Source organism: Oribacterium sp. oral taxon 108 str. F0425 (assembly GCF_000214455.1).
In the GTDB taxonomy this organism is placed as follows: domain Bacteria; phylum Bacillota; class Clostridia; order Lachnospirales; family Lachnospiraceae; genus Oribacterium; species Oribacterium asaccharolyticum.
The window spans coordinates 2458198-2481529 of sequence record NZ_AFIH01000001.1; the positions used below are offsets into that span (position 1 = coordinate 2458198).

Here is a 23332-nt window from a genome sequence, read left to right on the forward strand (position 1 = left end):
TTTATAAGAAGAAAGGCAGGCGCATAGGCCTGTCATAAGAAGAACGGCAGGTACATAAGCCGATTACCAGAAGGATGGCCGACGCCAAAAGATCTCCTTCCGTGCCTTTTAAGAATAAGCCGACGGGAGAAAGATAAGGCAGGTATTTTACCCATCCGCTTAGGGCACTAAAATCCATAAAAGCGCCTCCCGAAAGGCAGAAAAACAGGCCCAGATTCAAGCTGAGTCCGGTCTCCGCTCCCTCTCCGAGCACTCTTACGGAAAGAAAGCGGGAGAAGCCGAAGAGGAAGAGCGTGTAAGAAAGAAGGGACAGCATCGTATTAAAACTGAAGTCGAGCCGGAGCGCAAAGAAAAAGCAAAGACTGACGCCCAAAAAGACGAGAAAGAGCCCGATCAGATATCTTCTGCTTGCACCGGCTATACTTTGCAGTCGGGCAGCGACTCTTTTTTCTTCTCCTTCTCCGGCAACGGAAGCCAGGGAGAACAGAAAGAAATAGAGCAAAAAGGCATAAACCGCCTCTCTTCGCGGAGAGAAGAGCTCTTCCCGCGTTGCACCGTTTTGTTTTCTTACCGTATATAACGGACTCGTTCTTTTATATTGTTTTTGATTTTTCGTAAGCAAGTCTTGTTCGTCCGCACGAATTTCCCGCCCTAAAAGAGAGGAGAGATAGTCGTTCGCCCCTCTTTCAATCTTCTCACCGGCCACGACCGCCGCCACGATTTCCCGTAGCCCCATTTCCGAAAGAGAAGCACTGCCGCTCTCATAGAGGAGCTTTCCCTTTTCTTCCCGATCTCCGGTATAGCCTTTCCGAATCGTCAGTACCCCTTCCTTATCGCCATAGAGGAGTTTTTCCTCCTTTTCCCTTTCCGGAATGAGCTGTATATCCAGGCTCTTTTCCGCATCCAGGTCTCTAAGCAATTCCCGGCTCCACTCTCCACCGTCCTCATTCACAAGATAGACCGCAATTTTTTCCTGCGTCTTATCCTCGGCATATCTTCCAAGACAGAGGCAAAACAGAAGAAAAAGAAGCACTCCGACCGTTCTCCCCAGTAGAATATAGCCTCTCCACAAGGGGAAAGGAAGGCAGTGCATCAGGAAAGATTTTCCGAAACTCCCTTCTTCACCCCCCCCTTTCTTAAGTAACCCCGTTTTCTTTTCGAGTAGGCCTCTCTTCTCCATAAAGCTGTGTACGAAGCGAAGCAGAATTCCCAAAAGGAGGAAAAGTCCGAGCGGCAGGACGAAAGGCATTAAACGCGCCGGACTGTATCCGCGCCGCAGGCCTTCCAAAAGGACGGCATTGATGCTGATTGGGGAGAAACGCGCTAGAGAAAAAGGCAGCCTTCCCGCGCTAAACAGCCTCCCCGTAAAGAGCAGGAGCAAGAAAATCAAACAAACAGAGAAATTTTTCGCCAGTCGTTCCTCTCTTACAAGACTGAAAATCCCCCAAAAGAAGAGATAAAAGCTGAGTAAGGAAAGCTTGTAATACAGGGCAAAAAAGAGAAGCAATTCCGGTGACAAGGCAAAAGCCTTGTAAAGAAAAAGAAGCGATAATGCGAGAACCGGAAGGGCAAGAAGCAACAGAAGCAGGAATTTTGAGAGGTAAAAGCCCCTTCCTCCCATTTGCCTGAAGCGGGAAACAATGCCCTTCTTTTCCTCCTCCGGAACGGCGGACACCATAGACAGGCTGATAAAGGATAGAAAAAGGAAAAGCAGGGCGGAGGCAATCCGCATAATCAGTGCAAACGCTACATTTGCCCCGACTTCCTCATTCTGAAAAATAAGCTGCCTCTTTAAAACCGAATTAAGCAATCGTTCCGAAGCCCTGTGATAGAGTTCTTCCTCTTCCGAAGCGGAGAGCTTCTCCCCATAAGCCGTATGAAAAACAGCAAGACTCATCTCCTGTTCTTTTTCCATGATTTTCATAATGGAGGTGAAAACCGATTCCAGAATGGCGCTTTCCGTCGCTCTTCTTTCGTTTAAAATCAGCTCTACCGGCTCTCCCTGAAAACGATAAGCCGTATAAAAGAAATCCTTCGGAATGCGCAGAACGCCGACACTTCCCTTTTCCAATTCTTCCGAAATGTCCTCTCGACTGATTTTATGCACTTCCGAAAAAAGCTCCACCTCTTCCATTTGTCGAATGAGGGTTTTCGACATCAGGGTTTCATCCTCGTCAATCACCGAGACCGGAAAAGCTTGCAGACCTCCGGAGCTTCCCCGGAAGAAAAAGAGAAAGAGGGGAAGTAAAAGCAAGGGAAACAGAAGGGAGAAGAGTCCCCCTTTTCGAAAGAACAAACACATATCCTTTTTTAAAGCTGCCAGAAAGCCGTTCATTCTCTTATCTTCCCATCCTCTAAATACACAATGCGATCCGCCATTTCCTCCAATTCTCCCCTACCGTGGCTGATGAGAAGCATGGCCGTGCCCTGTGCTTTCATTTTCCGAAGGAGAGACAAAATCCTCTCATAGGATTCGTTGTCGCACCCTACAGTCGGCTCATCCAGGAGGAGAATAGCCGGTCTTTTCATGAGCGCGGAAGCCAAGTGCACTCTTCTCTTCATCCCGCCGGACAGGGCGGAGAGGCGCTCTCCGGCTTTCTCTTCCAGCCCCAGTTCCCTAAGAAGCCAAGTTGCCCTTGTAAAAATCACCTTCTTCGGAAGCCCCTGTATTTTTCCGTAAAAATACAGATTCTCCATGGCCGTAAGACTCTCATAAAGAGAAAGGTCCTGCGGCAGATAGGAAAGCTCTTTTTGGACTTTGGGCGCAAAGACAATCTCTCCCTCTCCATAAGGAAGAAGACCTGCAAGAGCCTTTAAAAGCGTACTCTTTCCGGCTCCGTTTTCTCCCCTTATGCCCAGAATCTCCCCTTTATGGAAAGAAAGGGAGAGCCCTTTCAAAACCGCTCTCCCCCCTCTTTGGTAGTGAAGTCCCAGATTCCTTATCTCGCAAATCTGCTCTTCCATCTATGATCTTCCTCCATTACTATCCGCCAAAAATCTCCTCCCCGATGTCCTCGATTTCAGAAGAAAACTCTCTCATCAAGTCATAGAGCTCGTAAACGGAATAATCGGTAATGTCCTCCGTCTTTCCCTTGGGCTTAGAGATGTCTGCCCCCTCCTTCACATTGATATGCAGGGTCATGGAGCGAATATCATTGTAGTCTAAGTCATACAGCCCGCTCATTTTCAGCTCGCAGTCCGTACTGTTCTTTTTTCCGGCCTTTACGGTAAGGGTTACCTTTCCGTTATCCCCTTCAATATCTCTAAACTTATACTCTCCATAGGGAAGAATCTGATACTTCTTTCCCGTCTCGATGGTATAGTCCGTTTTATTTAAATAGAGAGTGTCCAACATGCCGGTAATTGTTCCGTCCAGTGTTTTCCCTTTTTTCTTATACGTATTCCAAAGATAGACCACCGAAGAATAACCGTTCGGAGAAATATTAAAGAATTCCGCCACTTCCTCTTTGTCTTTCCCCGATGCCAGCACAAAGTAGGATTCTTCCTCCGTGTCCAGTTCTCCGTTGTCATCGTAGTCGGAGAAAAGATAGATTTCGTGCAGGGTCTTTCCCTCTACTCCCACTACCCAGGTAAGGTTCTTGTCTTCCAACTCCTCCCCTATGTCTTCCGCATTATCACGGAGCCTTTCGGCAATGTCGGAAAGCTGCTCGGCAGTGGATTCATTGCTTCCGTATCCGGAGATTAACTCAAGATACTTCCCGTAAGCGCCCTGTTCAATAAACTTCTCGATGTCCTTGTCCTTTTCCATCATATCGGCGAGCTTCTCTACAAATTTCTCAATTTCTTCCGCCTTAGGCTTAAAGGTATACCTTGTCCCCTTATATTTTGTATCTTTCAAATCCTCATCCAGATGCTCAATTGCGAAGGTTCCCTTCTCCGTAGTGAGATTCTTCTTGTTCATCGACTTGGAAAGGAGTACCCCGTACTTCGCTAAAAGCTTCTTTCCGAGTTTCCGATTTTCCTTTGATTTCTTAAGATCCGGAATCTGCACCTCTTCTCCCGTATTATTCTCGAGTAGGGTCTTTACATCCGCTTTATAAAGCTTCTTATCGATGGACGGGAAGGCAAAGGAAAAGTTTCCGTTATCATATTCACCGTAAGCATCCAGTACCGAGTTTCCCGTCAGTTTAACAAGTAAACTCGCCTGGAGATTTCCCTTATCCAGGTTAGTCTTTGTCTTAAGAACCAGAGAACTGTCTTCCAGATACTCCGCAACCTCTTTATTGCCTTTTACTTCTCCGGTCACGGTGAAGGTCAAAGCCCGATTATCTTCCATGCGAAGCAGTCCAAGATCCTCCATGGCTTTCAGCTTGCCGTTAAAATAATCCGTCTGATAGCCAAGGAACTTTTGTCCCGGAGTTCCGCCTCCCAAAAGCTGCATCGGATTGAAGCCGCCGAATACTTTTCCCAATGCCACAAAACCAATGACCACAAGCAATACAACGGCCGCAACTCCAATCAGAAAATACGGTGGCTGTTTCTTCTTTTCTTCCGGAGTCTCCCGACTCTGCCCGTTATCCCCCGGCGCTCCGGCAGGCTCTCTATATACCGCCTCTTCCATCATCGGCGCAATCGGTACTTCGGAAACCGGTTCCGAAGCAGGCTCCGCAGCCTGAATCTCCTCCGGCACTTCTACAGCCGGTTCCGATACAGGGTCTTCCTTTACCGCCTCTACCGGTACTTCGTTTGCTACAGATACCGGCACTTCGGAGGCAGGCTCTTCCTTTGCCGGCTCCGTTACCGCTTCAGCACTAGGCTCGGTCACGGGTGCTTCCGCCGCTGCATCTGCGTTAGGCTCATTCACGGGTGCTTCCTCTACTGTCTCTGCGGCAGGCTCTGCACTCTGCGCAGGCTCAACCGGCTCCAGCTTTTCTCCACAGTTTGTGCAGAAGCGGAATCCTTCACTAACTTCTTTTCCACAATTCGGACATTTTGCCATGTCTTTTCTCCCTTCAAGCAGGCACGGACATTGCCGGCCTTTTCTCCTGTCTTATAAGCTGTAGCATAACATAAAAGAGGAAAGCCTTCAAATGGCTATCCCCTTTTTTCTGTGAACTATCCTTTTTTTCACTGAAAGGATTAATGCGTCATAAAATATTCGATTTGGAAAAACAGACTTCTCATACTGTCTGGCCCTAATATTTCTTCCCCGATATTCGAAAGTTCCTCCGAGAATGCCTCTCCCAGCTCATTCACTTCATCCAAAGTATAGTCGGAAATATCTACTGTCTTTCCCTTCGGTCTGGAAAGATCCGCCCCCTCGCCTCTTCTATTTTTGTCTTACTTTAAAGAAAATCTCTTCAATAATAACACTCAGCGCCATACAAATACCACATATTGCCCCCATATGAGTTCCTATTGATTTACCAAAATACTCTGATCCGGACTTTGTAAGTTCATAGATAGGTATTCCAAGTATTTTGACGGTTAGTACATTTATATTTGTACTATATGCATTAGTAAAACCAAAATAGATTTTGACGCTCATAAGCAGCATCGCAATAACAAATCCAACAGCCAAAGCAATTAGAATTCTATTTATCATCTTCATATTTTACCCCACTTCGTTTACTTGTACTATCAAAATAGTATTGTATCTCTCAGAATATATTTTTCTCAAGCCATTAAATTACTGTACTTTCAATAGTTTTACAGCCAAAACACTTTGTTACCACTTAATCTAAGCTTCTAATTTACCTATCCCGACAGACAGGGATTTACCTCTACAAACGATATATCATCAGTCCATCGATAATACCACACTTTTGAAATCCATATTTTTCAGCTATCCGAATACTACTTTTTTGTTCAGGTACACATTCAATCACTACCTGTTTACCTGAGTTTCTAGCTTTTGCTATCATACCTGATGTCAAGCCTGATGCAATCCCTAGCCCCCAAAAGGAAGGTTCTAAAACCCATCCAATCTCGACACTCTCTGAATCGTAATCATGATAAATCACATATCCGATGAAGTCGTTATCTTTTTCAACTGCGTATATCAATGGTGTCTCAGAAAGACCGGATCGAAAGAGGAATTGCTCGGTCTGCTCTTTTGTGTAGGGTGCTTCGAGATATTGCATTACTTTCGAATTCGACAAAAGTTTGTAAAGCGGTTCCAAATCACTGACTGTCATTTTTCTAATTCTTATATTCATTCATACTCCACAACTTCTAATCTACCATTTTCTATTTTCCAAAAAAGCCCCCCATCAAAATGATGGAAGGCTTACTATTATTTCTCACCTAATTGTTCATTGAGAAATAAGTATCGCATGTGAAACTCGCTCAATATTTGTTATCACGAGATGTTATCAAAGTTTCCGATTTCGCACTATTTTGCTAGGTGCTGGTTCGGTACAAACTCTATTCTCAGCGTCGAATTCACCGCTTCGGCGATACGATTCAGTAAGGCCAAACTAGGATTCCTTGTGCCATTCTCCAATCTGCTGATATCTGCCTGACTGATTCCGGTTTTCTCGGATAACTCCGCTTGCGTAAGTCCTGCTTCCTTTCTCGCACGAACCAAAGACATCGTGATGTCTCTCTCCGGCTGAAGAGCTTCATATTCCTTTCTAAACGCAGCATCCTGCATGAGTTCGTTAGTCAATTCCTGTAAATCGCTCATCGTATGCTCTCCTTCCTTCTCAAGTAAATCGCTCTCCTCTGCTTTGCTAGCTGGATCTCACTTTGCGGCGTTTTCTGCTGCTTCTTGACAAAACCATTTGTCGCAATAATAATCTCATCTTCATCAAAGAAATACAGAATTCTCACGAACAAATCGCATCTCCTTTATGCTATATATAGCATAATACATGTGGTTCACTCCGTCAATACCTATTAATTCCCCTTTTTCTGTGTACTTCTTTGTGCATTACCTTCTATTTACTTTATTGATTCGATAAACTTTCCGGACTTTAGTTACCGAATATTTCCTCTCCAATATTCGAAAGTTCCTCCGAGAATTCCTCTCCCAGCTCCTTCACCTCATACAAAGTGTAGTCGGAAATGTCTACCGTCTTTCCCTTCGGTCTGGAAAGATCCGCCCCTTCCTTCGCATTGACATGGATGCTGAGGGTTTTGATTCCGGGTAAATCATCCTCTTCTAATCCGCTAATTTTTATTTCATAGTCCGTACTGTTCTTCTTTCCGGCTTTTACCGTCATCTTACCTCGAGGCCCATCATAGCCTAAAGCATCGCTAAAATCATACTCACCGTACGGTAAGGATAAAATCTTATCCTTCTTCCCTTTTTCCACGGAATATTCAATGAGTATATATGGCGATGTAGGAATGCCAGAGCTATAGAAGGAAAAACGTCCCTCAAATGTCGAACCCTTATCCTTATATACATTGTGGAATTGCAAAATGGGACTTCCGTTTGGCTTAAGCAAAAAATACTCTTCTCTTTGTTTTTCATATAGGATGCTAATATAATCAAGGAAAACCTCATCCTCTCCCTCATCAATTTCTCCGTTATCCTCTCTATCAGCTCCTACTTGAATTCTCTGGACTTGATTTCCCTCCATGGTAAGTACCCATTTTATATGCTTTTCTTCGAGCTCTTCCGCGAGTTCTTCCGCATTCTCGCGAAGCCAATCGGCAAAGTCTGCTAAGCGACTCTCATCTATAAATTCATCATAACCTATGTTCTCTGAAATCATTATACCAAGTCCGCTTTGTATCAGAAATTTCGCACAGTCCTCATCCTTTTCCAGCTTATCAGCGAATTTCTCCAAGATTCCCTCCAGATCTTCCGCACTCGGCTGAAAAGTATAAACAGTCCCCTTAAATTCCTTTTCTTCATTGGTACTAACCCCGTAAACAAGCGTCTTAAAGCTTCCCTTTTCTACCGTAAAATTCTCTTCGGTGAAAAATTCGGAAAGCAGGCTTCCGTATTTCTTGAATAACTTTTCGGCAAGCTTTCGGTTTTCCTTCTTATTGAAGTTCGGAAGTTCTATCTCTTCGTCGGATGAATTACTCAGTATGGACTGAAGCTCCCCCTGATAAAACTTCTTTTCCAGAGAGGGAAAAGCCAAGCCGAGTTTTCCGTCCCCATATTCACCATAGGCATCCAGCACATCTTCTCCCATAAGATTAAAGAGCAGGCTCGCCTGATAACTTCCCTTTTCCGGATTCGTCTTGGTCTTCATCACGATGGAAGAGTCTTCCAGATATTTTGCCACCTCTTTGTTTCCCCTCACCTCTCCGCTTATGGTAAAAGTGATGTTTTTTTCGTTAGCGGGAAGATTTCCAGTTTATCGAGATCGTTAAGCTTTTCATTAAAGTAATCCGCCTGATACTTTAGGAATTTCTGTTTTGGACTTAAAAACAGTCCCATGGAAAGGACGGTCTTTCCCAAAACAAACACACCGACCAAAACTGCAATGAAAACAGCCGCTACACCAATGAGAAAATAGGGTTTCCCTCCCTTTTTCTCCTTCGTTTCTTGTGAAGCAGCGCCACTAGAAGCCACATGCACCTCATTCGCACTATTCTGCACAGGCGCTTCGCCTCCCACGGCCTCCTGCACCGGCATTCCCTCTCCTACAGGGTGCTCCTCCAGCTTCTCTCCGCAATGCGTGCAAAACAAACAGCCGTCTTGTACCGCATTTCCGCAATTAGGACAGTTTCTCATGTACTTTCCCCCTTCAAACAGTAAACGTACCGCGTTATTTTGTTTTTCTCCTGTTCTTGTAGAATAACATAAAAGGAGAGAGCCTTCAAACGACTCTCTCCCTTTTTAATCCCGTTCTTTCGGAATCCTATTTTTTACTTCACTACATCTTCCAAACTCTCAAAAATATGCTCGAAGCCCTGCCCGAATTTTTCGGCAAGCTCCGACAATTCCTCTTCGGAGTAATCGGAGATATCCACGGCCTTTCCCTTCGGTGCGGAAAGTTTTGTCTTGTCCGAGCTGTTTACATTGATTTTCAGGGAATCAAATCCCAGATAATAGGATTGCAGCCCGCTGATAACCAGTTCATGATCCGTACTGCCGTTTTTCCCCTCTTTGACGGTCAAATTTGCCTCTCCGCCCATTCCGGTAGGATCCTTTACGGAATAGGTGCCGTAAGGCATCAGAACAGACTTCTTATCCGTTTCAATGGAATATTCCAGTCCCTGAATATTAATGATGCCGTTTCCGCCGGAAATACTTCCCTTCAATGTCTTACCCTTCTTTGTGTAGGTATTGGTAAGATAATAGTTTTCACTGTCGGCAGGCTGAGCATTAAGCTGTTCCACGGTCTTTGCGCCGTCTTTTCCGCTCTCCAGACTGTAAACTCCCTGATCCGAGGAAATCTTAATTTGGCGAAGCTCTTTTCCTTCTACGGCAATTTCCCAGGTGAAGTTCGCCTCTTCGATTGTCTTCCCCATCTCTTCCGCATTGTCCCGAAGATTCTCCGCAAACTTTGCGAGCTGCTCCTTTGCATCCGGTTCCTCTTCGAGCCCCATAGCCGCCTCGAATCCGTTACCATAGCTTCCCTGCTCTAAGAGGGTCTCTAAATCCTTGTCCTTCTCCACCATCGTCGCAAGCTTTTCCATGAAGGCTTGTATGTCTTTTGCTTTCGGCTTAAAGGTATAAACCTCTCCCTTATAGTCCTTTTTTACGGAGTCCAAGGTAAACTTCGTCTTCTCTACTGTAAGATTGTCCTTGGTAATCAGTGTGGAGAGCAGAGCGCCGTACTTCTTTCTCAGCTTTTCCAGCGTTTTCTTATTCTCCTTAAACTGCTTTAAATCGGGCGTTTCATCCGCTTTTTCGCCGGTCAGATTCTCATAAATTTTCTTATAATCACCCTTATAAAAGTTCTCGTCTATCGTAGGAACGGAAAAGCCGATATTTCCGTCTACATACTCTCCATAGGCATCCAGGATATCACTACCCATGAGCTTTAAGCCCATGCTCATCTGCAGACTGCCCTTATCCATATCGGTTTTCGTTTCCAGAGTCAGCGCCGTATCCTCCAGATATTTATTGATTTCTTCCTCTCCTTCCACTTCTCCGGTCAGAACCAGCGTTGCTTCCTGATTCTCTTCCGTACTAAGGAAACCGAGATCCTCCAAGGCTTTAAACTTGTTCTCGAGGTAATCATACTGGTAGTTTAAGAATTTCTGTTCCGGACTTAAGTTCAATCCACCGGAAAATAAATTCTTGCCGAAGGAAAAGACAGCCGCCACAACAATGGCAAGTAAAAGGAACAGACCGATAAAGATAAGCGGTGAAAATCCTTTTTTCTTCTTTTCTTCTACCGTATATCTTGCATATTCCGGTGCCTTCTCCGCCGCAACCGGCGTTGGCTCTACTGCAGAGGATGTCTGCCCTGCTGCCGCTGAAGTTGCATCCGCCGTCGGCTCTACTGCCGCCGGAGTTGCCTTCGCTGTAACCGGCGTTGCTTCCGATGCCGGCTCCGCTGCGGGTTCAATCGTCACGGGCGTCGGCGCTGTTTCGGACTCCACTTTTTCTCCGCAATACGTGCAAAATACATCCTGATCCTGTAAATCTTCTCCACAATTAGGACATTTTTTCATATATTCCTCCCCTAACTCATCTGATGATGAACATTAAGCTTCCTAAAACACTCTCATGGTAGCATACCATAGGACATAATTTATTTCAAATTTATAAATATTTTAAGAAAACTTCTGCCGATTAAGAACCAACGAGATATTGCACGCTTTGCGAACGATACTCGTTATGAAGAAAAAGCCCTCCGCACATGCGGAGAACCCATAAAAAAAGCACCGCTAGAGTAGCGGCGCCATAAAACGCAAAAAGCCTTGAATGCTTCTTTTCAAGAGACTTCTTTTCTTTCCCCATTCCGGGCTGACCTCCCGGGAAACGCGGAAGACTTCATAGAAATCATCCGCAATATCAAAAATGCAGGGGCTTTCATATATCAGCACTCCATTTTCAAAATGATGGTAGAGGGAACGGTAGTCAAAGTTGATTGTCCCCACTGTAGCAATGCGATGATCCACCAGAACCTGCTTGGAATGGATAAAGCCCGGTGTATATTCATAGATACGCACCCCCGCCCGAAGAAGCTGAGCATAATATGAGCGACTGATTGCATAAACCAGTTTTTTATCCGGGATTCCCGGCAAAACAATGCGAACATCCACTCCGCGCCTTGCCGCATTGGTAAGCGCACGACTCATCTCGTCGGTGATAATCAGGTAGGGTGTCGTGATATAAATGCAGTCTTCCGCAGAAGCAATCAGATTCAGATAAACGTCTTCCCCGATCGTCTTATTGTCAATGGGCGAATCCCCGTAGGGGGCACAGTATCCTTCCCCCGGAAAACGATCCCAGTGTCTCGGGAGGTAATTGTAAATCCCGCGCACCAGACTGTCATCCATAGCATGCCACATCTCCAGGAAAAGCAAGGTCAGCGTTCCGACAGCCTCTCCCCGTAAACGAATGCCCGTATCTTTCCAATAGCCGTAGGGAGAATGGATATTAAAATACTCATCTGCAAGATTGTATCCCCCCGTAAATCCGATCTGCCCATCTATAACGGTGATTTTCCGATGATCCCGGTTGTTCATAAAAAGATTCACAATCGGCACAATGGGATTAAAGATGCGGCACTGAATGCCGCCGTCTTCCAGCTCCTGCACAAAGCGCGGATTCACAAAACCGACAGAGCCCACATCGTCATAGAAGAGACGCACTTCTACGCCCTCCTTCGCCTTTGCCAAAAGGACTTCCTTCATCTCTCCGAAGCTTTCCCGGTCTTCTATGGCGTGATACTCCATGAAAATAAACTTTTTGGCTCCCCGAAGCGCTTCTATCTGCGCTTCAAAGCCCAGGCTGGCTTCCTTATAGAAGACTACCTCCGTATTTCTGTAAACCGGAAAGCCCGCATATTGCTCCAGCATGGCAAACTGATTTCCCGCTACCCGGCTCTCTCTCCGTAGCGTTTCTAAAACACCGTGGCTCTGATCCAGGTAGGGAAAAAGCATTCCGTCCGCGAGCTCAAAACGCTTTTGCATGGTTCTTCTGAAATTGGTGCCGTATACCAAAATATAAAGTACCCATCCCAGAATCGGTGCCGCCATAATAAAAACAACCCAAGTCATCTTGATGGAAGCATTCGTTCTCTTTCCGATGATGGAAAAAATGAAAAGAACGGAAAGAATCCGAAAACCGATTGAAATAAAGATATAATTGTCAACAAGATGAACCAGTATAAGATAGAACCAGGCAATCTGCAGAAGAACGGCAAATACCACAAAAAGCAGTCTCCCGACACTATTCTTTTGGTCTTCTTTGTGGATGACTTTCGTCTTTTTCGGCATAACCGGTTCCTTCTTTCCTTCTTAATCTACCTTTCATTTTAGCACGGATTTGCTTTTCTGAAAATTCATCCCGCCTACCGTTTTTCCAATCCGACATTTTCTTGCAGAAAATGCTCTAAATAACTGAGCGGAAAAGGGGGCGAGGCAAGAGGCTTTACCGCGAGCTGCATCAGGAGAATGGGATTGTCATCGGCAAGCGCTCTGTTTAAATTCAGTTTTCCGCAACGCTTGCAGCGGTGAAGAATGCTCCAGTCCCCGTCCTCTCTGGAAACGACCGCAATCGGCTCCATTTTCCCGTGACAGGAAGCCTTCCTGTCCCCGGGCTCTTCATCCACATGAAGACTGTAGAGACAATACGGGCAATGATTTCTATGGTTGGAGCCGGCCCCATCCGGATGAATCTCCTTTCCGCAGTTCGCGCAGAAGAAGCTCTCCATGCAGGCCTCTGTGCGATAATCCGCCTGCACGGACTCTCTTCCCTGCTGCCGTACGCACTGTTTATCCTCCTGCTGCATCTGTTTTTTCGCCTGTTGCGTCGCCTGTCCTTCCGCCTGCTCCCTTCCCGGCACTGCACAGTCTGTTTCCCTTTTTTGCTGTCCCGGCCTTTTAGCCTTTCTTTTTACCGCCATTTCCCCGTTCTTCATTCCCGCTTCTCTCCTAACTTGACAAGGTAATTTTTTAACAATATTATACCATTCTGGCTTGCAAGCAGCATTTTTATTCCGTCCAATCCGGCAGCTTCTTACTCATGGTATAGGTCAGAATGGCAATTTCCAGAAAGAGCCTGTCGCTATGCTCCCGAAAATTCCGATGGATTAATTTTCCGATTTGCTCCATTCGATACTTCACCGAATTCGGGTGAAGAAACATCCTCTCCGCGGCAAGCTTCAGATTCCAATCGCATTCCGCAACAATTTGTAGGGTTTCCAGCATATTTTTTCCATTATCCCGGTCATAATCGAGTAAGGGCTGTAAGCAATTTCTACAGGCCTCCAAAGCTTCCTGATTGTCCAAAATCGGAAGAAGCACCCGAAACAAATCCATTTTCTCATAATACAAAATACGGTCAAACCAGGAGAAAATATAGCTTAAACGAATGACCTCCCGAGCCTCCTGGTAGCTTAAATAAATTTGCTCTATATTCTCATAATATCTGCCGATTCCGAAGGAAATCGTAAAGGGAATGTTCGCAATGCATCGCTGAATCTTGGAAAAGATCTCCGCAAAATTCTTTTCCATCTGCTTCCGCTCTTTGGGGCGAATGCTGAGCACAAAGATGATGATGTCGCTCAAGTTGACATAATGCGCATTGGGATAAAACTTCAAAATCTCCCGTATGGAAATATCAAAGATTTCCGTACTCATTTCCTCCAGCATCTTACTTGTGTTGTTGCTGAAGTTCCTTTTGAAGCGTTGCTTAATGTTATTGATATCCACTTCCAGCACGATTCCGCCGTCATGAAAGTCCCAGCCGAAGATTTCCGCACGATTATGGATTTCGGTTTCGCTCTTAATATTATGAATCAAAATGTCCTGAATGAGGAGTCCCTTATACCGCTCCGCAACCTGTCGGTTGGAGATGATGGTTTGCTCTCGCAGGATGATATTTGTGGTTGTATTTTCCAGTGCAATCTTAAAGCCCGGATCCTTTTCTTGCATCAATAATGCATTAGCGCTTTCCTCTCCCGTCTCCCGTTCCAAGACTCCTTTTTCAAAAATGAGTACACCGAAGCTTCGACTTTGGTTGGCAATCAGATGAAGATCATACCGTGTCCGGTCAAGATCCCGATGAGAAAGAATTCTTTCCGCCTGCAAGTGCTGTGCAAGGCTGCTGTCCGAATCCGAATACCAGATTTGCACCGTTTCAAAATCCAAAAACGCTGCCGGAACCCCCACTATCGACATGAAAGTCGCAAGGATATCGGGGATACTGGCGTCGCTCACGGCCAGTTCCGTGAACTTGGTATGAATAAGATTCGCCTGAATCAGACGGTTCGTTTGCTGATTCACCAGTTCGCTCAGAATAGGATTGATAATATCCGCATAGGGAAACTTCTGCGGAATCAAAAGAAGAGGAAGACCGAGGTCATCGGCAAGTGAAACTGCCGAGTCCGGAATGTTCTCGATATAACGCCCCTGCTTTATCCCGAGCGCACTGGCATTTCGCCGATGCAGGGTATGAATAAAGGCAAGAAGCGCCTCTTCATCGTCTTTTAGCATATAGGCGGTCGTAATGACGAATTCTCCGCCCGAAAGCCATTTGGCACCGTCCGGCGTGTCAATGACCGTCACCGTGCTGATGGCATTTCCTGCACCGGACAAACCGGCAATCAGAGAAAATTCGGAAAATCTTTTGTCCTTTAAAACATCCTGTATCTTCATAATAAGTCCCATTTTCTGCAAGCGATACAAACCGTGACTTTCATTATACGAAGCGCGAAAGAGGATTGTCAAATGCGATATAGGATTGCATGAGACAATACACTGCAAATACAGTGCAATACGCTGCAGCACGGATGAGACAATATAACAAAGTATGAGCCGGCCAATACAACGAACCGAACGAAGTAAAAGTGACTCCCGAAAGGGACAAAGCCCTAAACGAAAGCCACTTTTACAGAGGCAGGAATTTATGGAAACGCGAGTCTCCTCCCCATTCGAAAACGTGAAGGAGACAAGCGTTATCACCTGTATTTCGAGGATTCAGCTCTTTTAACTGTAGAAATTTCTCTGTATTTTACTTCAGGAATTTCTCCGCAATCGCTACGAAGCTTGCGCTACCCATCCAGAATACATCCTCATCCACGTCAAACTTCGGATTATGATGCGGATAATCGGTCTTTTTGGCCGGATTCGCGGAGCTTAAGAACATAAATGCTCCCGGCGCTTTCTGCAGGTAGAGAGCAAAATCCTCTCCGCCCATGTTCGGGCTCTCTCTATAAGTAACCATATGCTCTCCGAAGATATCCCGGATGGCATCCTGGGCAAAGAGCGCCATATCCTTATCATTGATAACGGGAGGTGCACCCCAGTCCATGGTATAGTCTACACTGCCGCCGAAAGCCTCCGCAGTGGTTTTTGCGATTTCACCGATTCGTTTTGCCAGCTTCTGCCTGATCTCTTCTTTTAAAGCACGGGTGGTTCCCTCAATATGCACGGTTGACGGAATGGCATTGTACTGCTCTCCTCCGCGGATCATGCCCATGGTGATTACCCCGGCATCCGTTGCAGCAATCTCTCTGGCATTGATGGTCTGCAATGCGAGGACGATGTGGGATGCCATATTAATCGGATCAACTCCCTTTTCCGGTGTAGAAGCGTGACAGCCCACACCCTTTACATCCAGAACAAAACGGTCATAGGAGGCCATAATCGGTCCGGGAATGCAAGCGATGGTTCCGCAGGGAATCGTCTTATCCAGGATGCTTCCGATGTGGATTCCGAAAACCGCATCCACGCCTTCCATTCCGCCGTTCTCAATCACAATAGCGGATCCCTTAGCCAGCTCCTCTGCGGTCTGGAAGAAGAAACGAATCTCGCCGGAAAGCTCTTCTCTATGCGGGTAGAGCACCTTGATTGCCCCGAGCAGCATAGCCGCGTGCGTATCATGTCCGCAGGCATGCATGCATCCCGGATGCGTCGAGCTAAAGGAAAGACCCGTATCTTCCGTAATCGGAAGAGCATCCATGTCCGCGCGAAGAGCAAGAACCTTTCCCGGTTTTCCACACTTCATAGTCGCAATAACGCTGCTGTCCTTCTCGGAAAGTGTATAGGGAATGCCGATTTCATCCAGCTTCTTCACAACAAACTCACGAGTCTTCGGTAAGTTAAAGCCCAGCTCCGGAATCTTATGCAATTCTCTTCGCATAGCCACAATTTCCTCTTGCAAATCTTTACACTCTTTCCACCACATAATTTCCTCCTTTTATCTATGCAGTTCTATTCTTTTTTTCTCCATCCTTTATGCCGTCTGTGCCGTCTTCTTATCCATTACATAGAAAATTCTGGCAAAAATAACCGTTCCGAATACCGATAAGAGGATAATGAGCCAAGCAGGAAGTCCTCCGACAGCCTTGCAGCAAATGGGAATCGCCAAGCCGATCAGCGCGAGCTTCGGATTCTTCATTCCGAAATTTCCGAGTGTTGCACCGAAAATAGCTGCGGAAGCATAGGATTTTAATCCTTCACTCACAACTGCAGGCAAGACGGTAACGACTGCCGCTCCCACAAAGGCGGCCGCCGTAGTGGCAATGAGGTTCGTGATGATGGAGCCGCAGATTGCCATGGTGGAAACCACCTCGGCCTGAATGGTTCCGGGCTCACTCTTCGTCACATCCTGTGCTAGAGCCGCGCAGGGAACACGCATATTTCCGATATTTCCGGAAAGGAAGCTAAGGTAAGTTCCGGACATGCCGAGTGCCGCATAGTAAGAAACCGGCTCTACTACATAGAAGGCACCGAAGGAAATCAAAAGCATGCCCCACGCTGCGATAACAAGCTTCGGATCCGGCCAACAGTTATAACGAATACAGAGGTAAAGCACCGGGATAAACGCGGTAATTGCCGCTAAAATATTCGTAGGACTTCCTATCAGGATACTTTTCTTTCGCCAAATCGGCATATATTCTTTGCTATCCATAACTTTGTCTCCTTTCCCTTATTTCCCGAAGAGGATGGCAACAGCAATCCCCAGAATCATAGCGATTCCCAAAGAGTACTCCGCAAGCTTCGGAACCTTAGGCACAATAAATTTCCCGAGAAGGATCATAAATATCGCACCGCCAATGCAAGCATAGGCGTTTCCGATTTTCAAATCGCTAAGACCGCCTTTTCCGATACTGAGATTCGCAACAAGGTAGGCAAAAATACCGATGGAGCAGGAAGCGGACATTACGGAAAGCCACTTCATATCGCCCCCGGACATCTTTTCTCTGATTTTCTCAAGCCCCGGTGTGGCAACTCCGGTGAAAAGAAGCCATCCTGCACCGTTTAAGGCCATGGCAAACCAGGAAACCGCAAGCACTTGTATGTTGTATCCCGGGTCGGAAAGTCCACTTAAGCCGCAAGCCTCTGCACCGTAGGTTGCCGCAGTAAGCTCGGTCGGAGCCGCACCGATAATCGAAAGACGAAGCCAAGACATCGGTCCGCCGATAACGGACATCAAGCCCACCATGATGATAAATACGCCTAGTGCCGGGCCTATTGCGGAAACCAAGCCGATTTTAAACGCTTTTTTCGGAATCTCCGGATCCACGTTACAAACCTTGGTTGCCTTTTTTGCTTCCCGGATATAGAGGAACGTCTGGAGGGCGGAAATAAAAACGGTGAAGCTCGCCAGAAGCCAAAATATGGGAAGATTGGAAATTTTTACATGATCCATAAATTTTCCTCCTTCATGATGTCGGTAACTGTGGGACAAGTCGCACGCTTATCCCGCTCAACTTGTCTTAATTTTAACAAAATCAAGTTCCGAATTGTATTAATCCTAAACACAAAGAAATCCCATATTCTTTGTTATTTTATACAAATTATGTAAATCTTGACAAATAAAGAGAAGCGGATTGTGTACATTTTTAATAAAAATAAATAATAGACGTTTTATTTTTTGTTTAAAATACCCCTGTATCCTCATGCAAATTTCTTGACAGCGAAGAAGCCTAGTACTAGGATTATATTAGTTTAAACTAACTTATTTGAGAGAAAGGCAATATCATGAAGAAAAAAAGGACCATGAGTGTCTTGCTAAGAACTGTTCTCATCAGGAAAAATCCCCTTCTCCGATTCTTTGGGCTCTGTCTCAGACCGGCTCTCACAAAGGGGAATATATAAAAAGTGTACTTTTTGCCGTCATCGGCGTGGCCTTTTCCCTTGCCCCGTATTTTGTCATTGTAGAAATAGTAGATGGCCTGATGAGCGGCAATCGGGACTTCTCCTTCTACCTTGGAAAATGTCTTATTACAGCACTCCTATGGATAGGGAGAGTTCTTTTTCATTCCCTTTCCACAGGGAAGAGCCACGCGGCGACCTTTGCGGTGCTCGGAGAGATTCGAAAACGCTGCACGGAAAAGCTCATTCGTATGCCTCTCGGTGCCGTACAGGAACAAAGCTCCGGAGCCTTAAAAAGCACGATCATCGAGCGGATTGACAGTATGGAGACCACGCTCGCGCATATCGTGCCGGAATTCACGGCGAACCTTCTGATTCCCCTGTGTATTCTCCTGTACATTTTTAGTCTGGATTGGAGAATGGGGCTTGCCGAGCTTCTTACCCTTCCCATAGGACTCGTAAGCTTCGCCTTCATGATGGGCGGCAGTCAGAAGTTCTATGAGCATGCCGTGGAAGCCACGAAAACCTTGAACAATACCTCCGTGGAATATATCGGAGGGATTCAAGTCATCAAAGTCTTCGGAAAAACAAAATCCAGTTACGCACGCTTTGTAAGAGACGCCTATGAAGCGGCAAACAGCTACATTTCCTGGATGCGCTACTATATTCTCCCTATGACCTTTTCTCTTTCCGTCATGCCGGCAACCCTCCTCCCCGTTCTTCCGATTGGAGGACTTTTGGTGCGCGGAGGCTCACTTAGCAGTAATCACTTTGTGATGATTATCATTCTTTCCGTAGGGCTTGTTACTCCTCTTATCACTTTGATGAGCTACGGCGATGATTTCCAAACCATGGGAACCATTATGGGCGAGGTAAGAGCTCTTCTGAACGCCCCGGAAATGGAGCGCCCGAAAGAAGGAAATTCCCCGGAGAAAAATGACCTGGCGCTTCGTGATGTCCATTTTTCCTACAAAGAAAAAGAAGTACTGCACGGCATTTCCATGGAGATTCCGGAAGGGAGTTTCATTGCCCTGGTTGGCCCGAGCGGTAGCGGAAAAAGCACGATTGCAAGGCTGATTGCCTCGCTTTGGGATGTAGAGAAAGGCGGTATTTTCCTCGGAGGAAAAGATATTCGGGAGATTCCGCAGGAGGACTACGCCGAAAAGTTCGCCTTCGTCTCCCAGGATAACTATCTGTTTAATAGGAGCGTACGGGAAAATATCCGACTGGGGAATCCCCTCGCAACAGACAGCGAGGTGGAAGAGGTTGCAAGGAAAGCCGGCTGTCATGATTTTATCCTCTCGCTGGAAAAAGGCTATGATACCATGGTCGGAAGTTCGGGCGGTCATCTTTCGGGCGGCGAGCGCCAGAGAATTTCCATTGCAAGAGCCATGTTAAAAGCCGCCCCCATTGTCATCCTTGACGAGGCGACCGCCTATACCGATCCGGAAAATGAAGCCCTGATTCAGCGTTCCGTCTCCAAACTTACAGAAGGAAAGACTTTAATCGTCATCGCACACCGCCTAAGTACCATAATCGATGCGGATAAAATCTTCGTTATAGAGGACGGAAGAATCAATGACTCCGGAATGCACGAAGAACTCTTGTCCCGAGGGGGACTTTACAGCGCGATGTGGAAAGCGCATGAGGAGGTGAAGGACAATGCTTAGTATCATTCGTCGTTTCTTTCAATTTTGCGGGGAGGAAAACCGCAGGAAATTCACCCTTTCCATTTTTCTCGGAGTCGGTGACGCTTTTTTCAACGCCTTAAAAATCCCCGCTATTGCCGTGATGTTAAAGGCTCTTCTTGCTTCCGAAATCCATATGGAGGACATTTTCCTAAGTCTCGGTATCATGCTCCTCAGCGTCTTCGGCATCAGTCTTATCAAGTCGAAAAGCATGATGTTGCAAACTGAAGCGGGCTATGATACCTGCGCAAGGAAAAGAGTGGAAATCGCGGAACACCTCCGTTACCTTCCCATGGGCTATTTTAATCAGAATTCCCTCGGGCAAATCAGCTCTGTCGCAACAAACACGATGCAGATGCTGGAAAATGTGGCTACCCGCGTGATTATGCAGGTTTCGGAAGGCTTGCTCACCACAAGCCTCATCATTCTCATGCTCTTTTTCTTTGACTACCGTATCGCTCTCGTTCTGCTTGTCGGCTTTGTCCTCTTCCTCTTCTGTAACAGCGCTTTGCAAAGGGCAGCCGGGAAGCTTTCAGGACGGAAAATCGAAGCCGAAGCCTCTCTTGTGGAAAAGGTTCTCGAGTACCTCCAAGGGATGGCGGAGGTCAAGGCTTACCATTTAAGCGGAGAAAAGAGCCGGGAGCTAAACGAGGCCATTCATGAAAATGTGCGGATCAACACGGAAATGGAGCTCTCCTTTATTCCGATAATGGCTCTGCAAAGCCTTATTGCAAAGCTCAGCGGCGTCGCCATGGTGCTCTTTTCCTGCCTTTTCTACTGCAGCGGCAGTATGACCACCTTAAATGCCATTGTCATGGTCATCTCCGCTTTTATTGTAAATGCGAGTCTGGAAAGTGCCGGAAGCTATTCCGCCCTCCTCCGTATCGTGGATATAAGTGTGGATAGAGCGGAAGAAATTCTCCGCACCCCGCAAATGAGTATTTCGGGAGAGGACATCCAGCCGAAAAAAAGAGAACTTTCTGCGGAAGCGCTTGCCTTTTCCTACGATCAGCGTTTAATTATAGATGGAATATCTCTCGCAATTCCGGAACACACGACCACAGCCATTGTCGGACCGAGCGGCAGCGGAAAAACCACTTTAGTCAGTCTACTTGCGCGCTTCTGGGATCCGGAAAAGGGAAAAGTTCTGCTCGGCGCGCGAAACGTCAAGGACTACGACATGGACAGCCTTATGGCGAATTTCAGTTTCGTCTTCCAAAATGTCTATCTCTTCCACGACAGCATCTTGAACAATATCCGCTTTGCCCGTCCGGAAGCATCTTTAGAGGAAGTGATCGAGGTTTCCAAGAAGGCCTGCTGCCACGACTTTATCACTGCGCTCCCTGACGGCTATGACACCGTAATCGGAGAAGGCGGCGCCTCTCTTTCCGGCGGAGAAAAGCAGAGAATTTCCATTGCCCGCGCCATGATGAAGGACTCGCCCGTCATTTTCCTGGACGAAGCAACCGCAAATGTGGATCCGGAAAATGAGAACGAGCTGATGCACGCCATTTCCTCTCTCACGAAAGAGAAGACCGTGATTCTGATTGCCCACCGCTTAAAAACCGTTTCCAAGGCGGATCAGATTCTGGTACTCAATCACGGTAAAATTGTACAAAGAGGAACCCATGAAGAGCTGCTTAAGGAAGACGGCCTGTACAGGGATTTCATTCAGGAAAGAAAAGAGGCGGTCAGCTGGAAGGTCAGAAAATAAACGTTTCCCCCGCTGCATCCTTCCAAAGCTTATGCTATGGAGTCTTCCTGTCGACTATTCCAGGGGAGATAGGAGATCGGAAGACACAAAGAAAGGATGCTTATGAAGGTACTGATTTACGGAGTTGGCCTTACCGGAAGGCAGATTTATAAGAATATCAAAAATGACGTTCAAGTCATCGGTTTTTTAGACGGAAATCCGGAGAAAAAAGGGCAGACCGTTGCCGACGGTTTACTCTGTTTCGGCGGGGCGGAAAGCCTCTCCGATATAAACTACGATCGTATTTATATCGGCTCTCTTTTTTGGGAGGATATCCGAAAGACCCTGCTGGACAGCGGTGTTTCAGAGGATAAAATCGTAATCGATCTCCCGGAAGATCCCATTTCGGATATTCGGAATACCTGGTTGGCATCCTATGCAAAACTGCATAAAGGTACGAAAGCATCTGTAGCGGAAGGCGGTGTATTCCGCGGAGAATTTGCCAAATTCATCAATAAGGCCTTCCCTGATTCCAAGCTGTATTTATTTGATACCTTTGAAGGCTTTGATAGCCGGGATGTGGAATACGAGTCGAAAAATTATTCCTTCGGCTTGAATGCCCATGAATTTTCCAACACTTCCATCGATTTGGTGATGTCCAAAATGGAGCATCCCGAAAATGTCATCCTAAGAAAAGGCTTCTTTCCCGAAACCGCTGCCGGCATTGACGACCGCTTCTTATTTGTCCATTTGGACTTTGACTTGTACCTTCCTATATTGGAAGGCTTACGATTCTTTTATCCCAAGATGATTGAAGGAAGCGTCATCCTGATTCACGATTACTACAATATCGGCTTACCCGGGGTAAAAGACGCCATCGAAGATTATGAAAAGGAAATCGGAAGAACAATCTATAAGCTGCCGATAGGAGAAGATCAGAGTATTGCTCTGATAAAGGATAGTCGTTCATAACTTTAAGGAAAGATTCGCACATTTTAAGGGAAGATTCTCATGGATTTTACTGCAAAGGATTTTATTGTTTCGGAAAATGAAGACTTCGCCCTCGTGAATAAGCCGGTCGGTATGGACTCGGAGCGTGCACCGGGCGAGGGCTTTTTTCCTGTACACCGCCTGGACAAGGTCGCAAGCGGGCTTCTTCTTTATGCCAAAAATCCGCGCAGTGCAAAAAAGCTTTCCGAATCCCTCCAAGAGGGGAAAATCAAAAAGAGATACCATATTATTGTGGAAAGTGCCGGCGATACTTCCAAAGAAGATGACGAAGCTCTGTCCGTCAAAACAAACAGCACAAAGAATACAGGCTCTTCCGAAGCTAAGCGGCTTCCGAAAGAAGGCTCTTCCAAGGCTAAGCGGCTTCCGAAAGAAGGCTCTTCCAAGGCTAAGCGGCTTCCGAAAGAAGGCTGTTTCTCCGATTATCTTTATAAAGATACGAAGAAGCAGAAGATGTTTCCCGTAAAAAAGCTCCGTAAGGGGGTAAAAGAAGCTGTCCTCCATTATCAGGTGCTGGAAGAAAGGGACGGCCTTGCCCTTGTGGATGTGGAGCTCGAAACCGGGCGCTTCCACCAGATTCGTGCGCAGTTCTCCGCACACGGCTTTCCTCTCTTCGGAGACGGAAAATACGGTTCCCGTCAGAAGGGGAATGTTGCCCTGCATTGCTATACCCTCTCCTTCCCGGATCCAAAAAGCGGAGAAGAACTGCATTTTGAAATCAAGGACAGGGACGAGGAGCCTTGGAGGAAATTCTTGAAGGAGTGAAAGCGCTCACAAAAAGCATTGGAACGCT

The 23332-nt window shown here is 46.4% G+C and carries 20 protein-coding genes; 4 read left to right on the forward strand and 16 right to left on the reverse strand.

Annotated features, from left to right (window positions below):
* Position 1: 1 nt before the first annotated feature.
* The 16 genes from HMPREF9124_RS11080 to HMPREF9124_RS11150 form a co-directional block, all read right to left on the reverse strand.
* Positions 2 to 2335: an ABC transporter permease gene (locus HMPREF9124_RS11080; protein WP_009428476.1), complete on the reverse strand. Its 2334-nt coding sequence runs from the start codon at positions 2333 to 2335 to the stop codon at positions 2 to 4.
* Entirely contained in the window at positions 2332 to 2964 is a 633-nt protein-coding gene (locus tag HMPREF9124_RS11085) for an ABC transporter ATP-binding protein (protein WP_009427888.1), read from the reverse strand. The genes HMPREF9124_RS11080 and HMPREF9124_RS11085 overlap by 4 nt, the downstream gene beginning before the upstream one ends.
* Before the next feature lie 19 nt (positions 2965 to 2983).
* Positions 2984 to 4960: a zinc ribbon domain-containing protein gene (locus tag HMPREF9124_RS11090; RefSeq protein WP_009429152.1), complete on the reverse strand. Its 1977-nt coding sequence runs from the start codon at positions 4958 to 4960 to the stop codon at positions 2984 to 2986.
* A gap of 330 nt (positions 4961 to 5290) precedes the next feature.
* Complete coding sequence (locus HMPREF9124_RS11095; protein WP_036597862.1) at positions 5291 to 5572, reverse strand: DUF5963 family protein; 282 nt, start codon at positions 5570 to 5572, stop codon at positions 5291 to 5293.
* Positions 5573 to 5744: 172 nt separating this feature from the next.
* Entirely contained in the window at positions 5745 to 6179 is a 435-nt protein-coding gene (locus tag HMPREF9124_RS11100; RefSeq protein ID WP_036597864.1) for a GNAT family N-acetyltransferase, read from the reverse strand.
* A gap of 176 nt (positions 6180 to 6355) precedes the next feature.
* Positions 6356 to 6649, reverse strand: coding sequence for a helix-turn-helix domain-containing protein (locus tag HMPREF9124_RS11105; protein WP_009428098.1), 294 nt, complete (start codon positions 6647 to 6649; stop codon positions 6356 to 6358).
* Entirely contained in the window at positions 6646 to 6795 is a 150-nt protein-coding gene (locus tag HMPREF9124_RS11110) for a type II toxin-antitoxin system RelE/ParE family toxin (RefSeq protein ID WP_330367774.1), read from the reverse strand. Before HMPREF9124_RS11110 ends, HMPREF9124_RS11105 begins: the two co-directional genes overlap by 4 nt.
* Before the next feature lie 143 nt (positions 6796 to 6938).
* Positions 6939 to 8207, reverse strand: coding sequence for a zinc ribbon domain-containing protein (locus HMPREF9124_RS11115; RefSeq protein ID WP_242821592.1), 1269 nt, complete (start codon positions 8205 to 8207; stop codon positions 6939 to 6941).
* 26 nt (positions 8208 to 8233) lie between these two features.
* On the reverse strand, positions 8234 to 8659 hold the full coding sequence (locus HMPREF9124_RS12440) for a zinc ribbon domain-containing protein (protein WP_009428433.1): 426 nt from the start codon (positions 8657 to 8659) through the stop codon (positions 8234 to 8236).
* Between the two features lie 134 nt (positions 8660 to 8793).
* Entirely contained in the window at positions 8794 to 10551 is a 1758-nt protein-coding gene (locus tag HMPREF9124_RS11120; protein WP_009427936.1) for a zinc ribbon domain-containing protein, read from the reverse strand.
* A gap of 216 nt (positions 10552 to 10767) precedes the next feature.
* Positions 10768 to 12324, reverse strand: coding sequence for a cardiolipin synthase (gene cls, locus HMPREF9124_RS11125; protein ID WP_009428430.1), 1557 nt, complete (start codon positions 12322 to 12324; stop codon positions 10768 to 10770).
* Between the two features lie 74 nt (positions 12325 to 12398).
* Complete coding sequence (locus HMPREF9124_RS11130) at positions 12399 to 12968, reverse strand: RNHCP domain-containing protein (RefSeq protein ID WP_009428201.1); 570 nt, start codon at positions 12966 to 12968, stop codon at positions 12399 to 12401.
* Positions 12969 to 13041: 73 nt separating this feature from the next.
* Positions 13042 to 14706, reverse strand: coding sequence for a PucR family transcriptional regulator (locus tag HMPREF9124_RS11135; RefSeq protein ID WP_036598136.1), 1665 nt, complete (start codon positions 14704 to 14706; stop codon positions 13042 to 13044).
* Between the two features lie 355 nt (positions 14707 to 15061).
* Positions 15062 to 16237, reverse strand: coding sequence for a M20 metallopeptidase family protein (locus tag HMPREF9124_RS11140; RefSeq protein ID WP_009428840.1), 1176 nt, complete (start codon positions 16235 to 16237; stop codon positions 15062 to 15064).
* Positions 16238 to 16285: 48 nt separating this feature from the next.
* Positions 16286 to 16963 (reverse strand): hypothetical protein, encoded by a 678-nt coding sequence (locus tag HMPREF9124_RS11145; RefSeq protein WP_009428783.1) that lies wholly within the window; start codon positions 16961 to 16963, stop codon positions 16286 to 16288.
* Between the two features lie 18 nt (positions 16964 to 16981).
* Positions 16982 to 17704, reverse strand: coding sequence for a DUF5058 family protein (locus HMPREF9124_RS11150; protein ID WP_009428260.1), 723 nt, complete (start codon positions 17702 to 17704; stop codon positions 16982 to 16984).
* Positions 17705 to 18017: 313 nt separating this feature from the next.
* On the opposite strand from HMPREF9124_RS11150, the gene HMPREF9124_RS11155 reads away from it, so the two are divergent.
* The 4 genes from HMPREF9124_RS11155 (at position 18018) to HMPREF9124_RS11170 (ending at position 23304) form a co-directional block, all read left to right on the forward strand.
* Complete coding sequence (locus tag HMPREF9124_RS11155) at positions 18018 to 19820, forward strand: ABC transporter ATP-binding protein (RefSeq protein ID WP_009429611.1); 1803 nt, start codon at positions 18018 to 18020, stop codon at positions 19818 to 19820.
* Positions 19813 to 21552 (forward strand): ABC transporter ATP-binding protein, encoded by a 1740-nt coding sequence (locus HMPREF9124_RS11160; RefSeq protein WP_009429085.1) that lies wholly within the window; start codon positions 19813 to 19815, stop codon positions 21550 to 21552. Before HMPREF9124_RS11155 ends, HMPREF9124_RS11160 begins: the two co-directional genes overlap by 8 nt.
* 102 nt (positions 21553 to 21654) lie before the next feature.
* Complete coding sequence (locus HMPREF9124_RS11165) at positions 21655 to 22503, forward strand: TylF/MycF/NovP-related O-methyltransferase (protein WP_009428362.1); 849 nt, start codon at positions 21655 to 21657, stop codon at positions 22501 to 22503.
* A gap of 39 nt (positions 22504 to 22542) precedes the next feature.
* Positions 22543 to 23304 (forward strand): RluA family pseudouridine synthase, encoded by a 762-nt coding sequence (locus tag HMPREF9124_RS11170; RefSeq protein WP_009429179.1) that lies wholly within the window; start codon positions 22543 to 22545, stop codon positions 23302 to 23304.
* Positions 23305 to 23332: the final 28 nt, after the last annotated feature.

Bases quoted from the DNA above. Each gene is read 5' to 3' on its own strand.
- HMPREF9124_RS11080 (WP_009428476.1), bottom strand. From the start codon at position 2,335: ATGAACGGCTTTCTGGCAGCTTTAAAAAAGGATATGTGTTTGTTCTTT.
- HMPREF9124_RS11085 (WP_009427888.1), bottom strand. From the start codon at position 2,964: ATGGAAGAGCAGATTTGCGAGATAAGGAATCTGGGACTTCACTACCAA.
- HMPREF9124_RS11090 (WP_009429152.1), bottom strand. From the start codon at position 4,960: ATGGCAAAATGTCCGAATTGTGGAAAAGAAGTTAGTGAAGGATTCCGC.
- HMPREF9124_RS11095 (WP_036597862.1), bottom strand. From the start codon at position 5,572: ATGAAGATGATAAATAGAATTCTAATTGCTTTGGCTGTTGGATTTGTT.
- HMPREF9124_RS11100 (WP_036597864.1), bottom strand. From the start codon at position 6,179: ATGAATATAAGAATTAGAAAAATGACAGTCAGTGATTTGGAACCGCTT.
- HMPREF9124_RS11105 (WP_009428098.1), bottom strand. From the start codon at position 6,649: ATGAGCGATTTACAGGAATTGACTAACGAACTCATGCAGGATGCTGCG.
- HMPREF9124_RS12440 (WP_009428433.1), bottom strand. From the start codon at position 8,659: ATGAGAAACTGTCCTAATTGCGGAAATGCGGTACAAGACGGCTGTTTG.
- HMPREF9124_RS11120 (WP_009427936.1), bottom strand. From the start codon at position 10,551: ATGAAAAAATGTCCTAATTGTGGAGAAGATTTACAGGATCAGGATGTA.
- cls (WP_009428430.1), bottom strand. From the start codon at position 12,324: ATGCCGAAAAAGACGAAAGTCATCCACAAAGAAGACCAAAAGAATAGT.
- HMPREF9124_RS11130 (WP_009428201.1), bottom strand. From the start codon at position 12,968: ATGAAGAACGGGGAAATGGCGGTAAAAAGAAAGGCTAAAAGGCCGGGA.
- HMPREF9124_RS11135 (WP_036598136.1), bottom strand. From the start codon at position 14,706: ATGAAGATACAGGATGTTTTAAAGGACAAAAGATTTTCCGAATTTTCT.
- HMPREF9124_RS11140 (WP_009428840.1), bottom strand. From the start codon at position 16,237: ATGTGGTGGAAAGAGTGTAAAGATTTGCAAGAGGAAATTGTGGCTATG.
- HMPREF9124_RS11145 (WP_009428783.1), bottom strand. From the start codon at position 16,963: ATGGATAGCAAAGAATATATGCCGATTTGGCGAAAGAAAAGTATCCTG.
- HMPREF9124_RS11150 (WP_009428260.1), bottom strand. From the start codon at position 17,704: ATGGATCATGTAAAAATTTCCAATCTTCCCATATTTTGGCTTCTGGCG.
- HMPREF9124_RS11160 (WP_009429085.1), top strand. From the start codon at position 19,813: ATGCTTAGTATCATTCGTCGTTTCTTTCAATTTTGCGGGGAGGAAAAC.
- HMPREF9124_RS11165 (WP_009428362.1), top strand. From the start codon at position 21,655: ATGAAGGTACTGATTTACGGAGTTGGCCTTACCGGAAGGCAGATTTAT.
- HMPREF9124_RS11170 (WP_009429179.1), top strand. From the start codon at position 22,543: ATGGATTTTACTGCAAAGGATTTTATTGTTTCGGAAAATGAAGACTTC.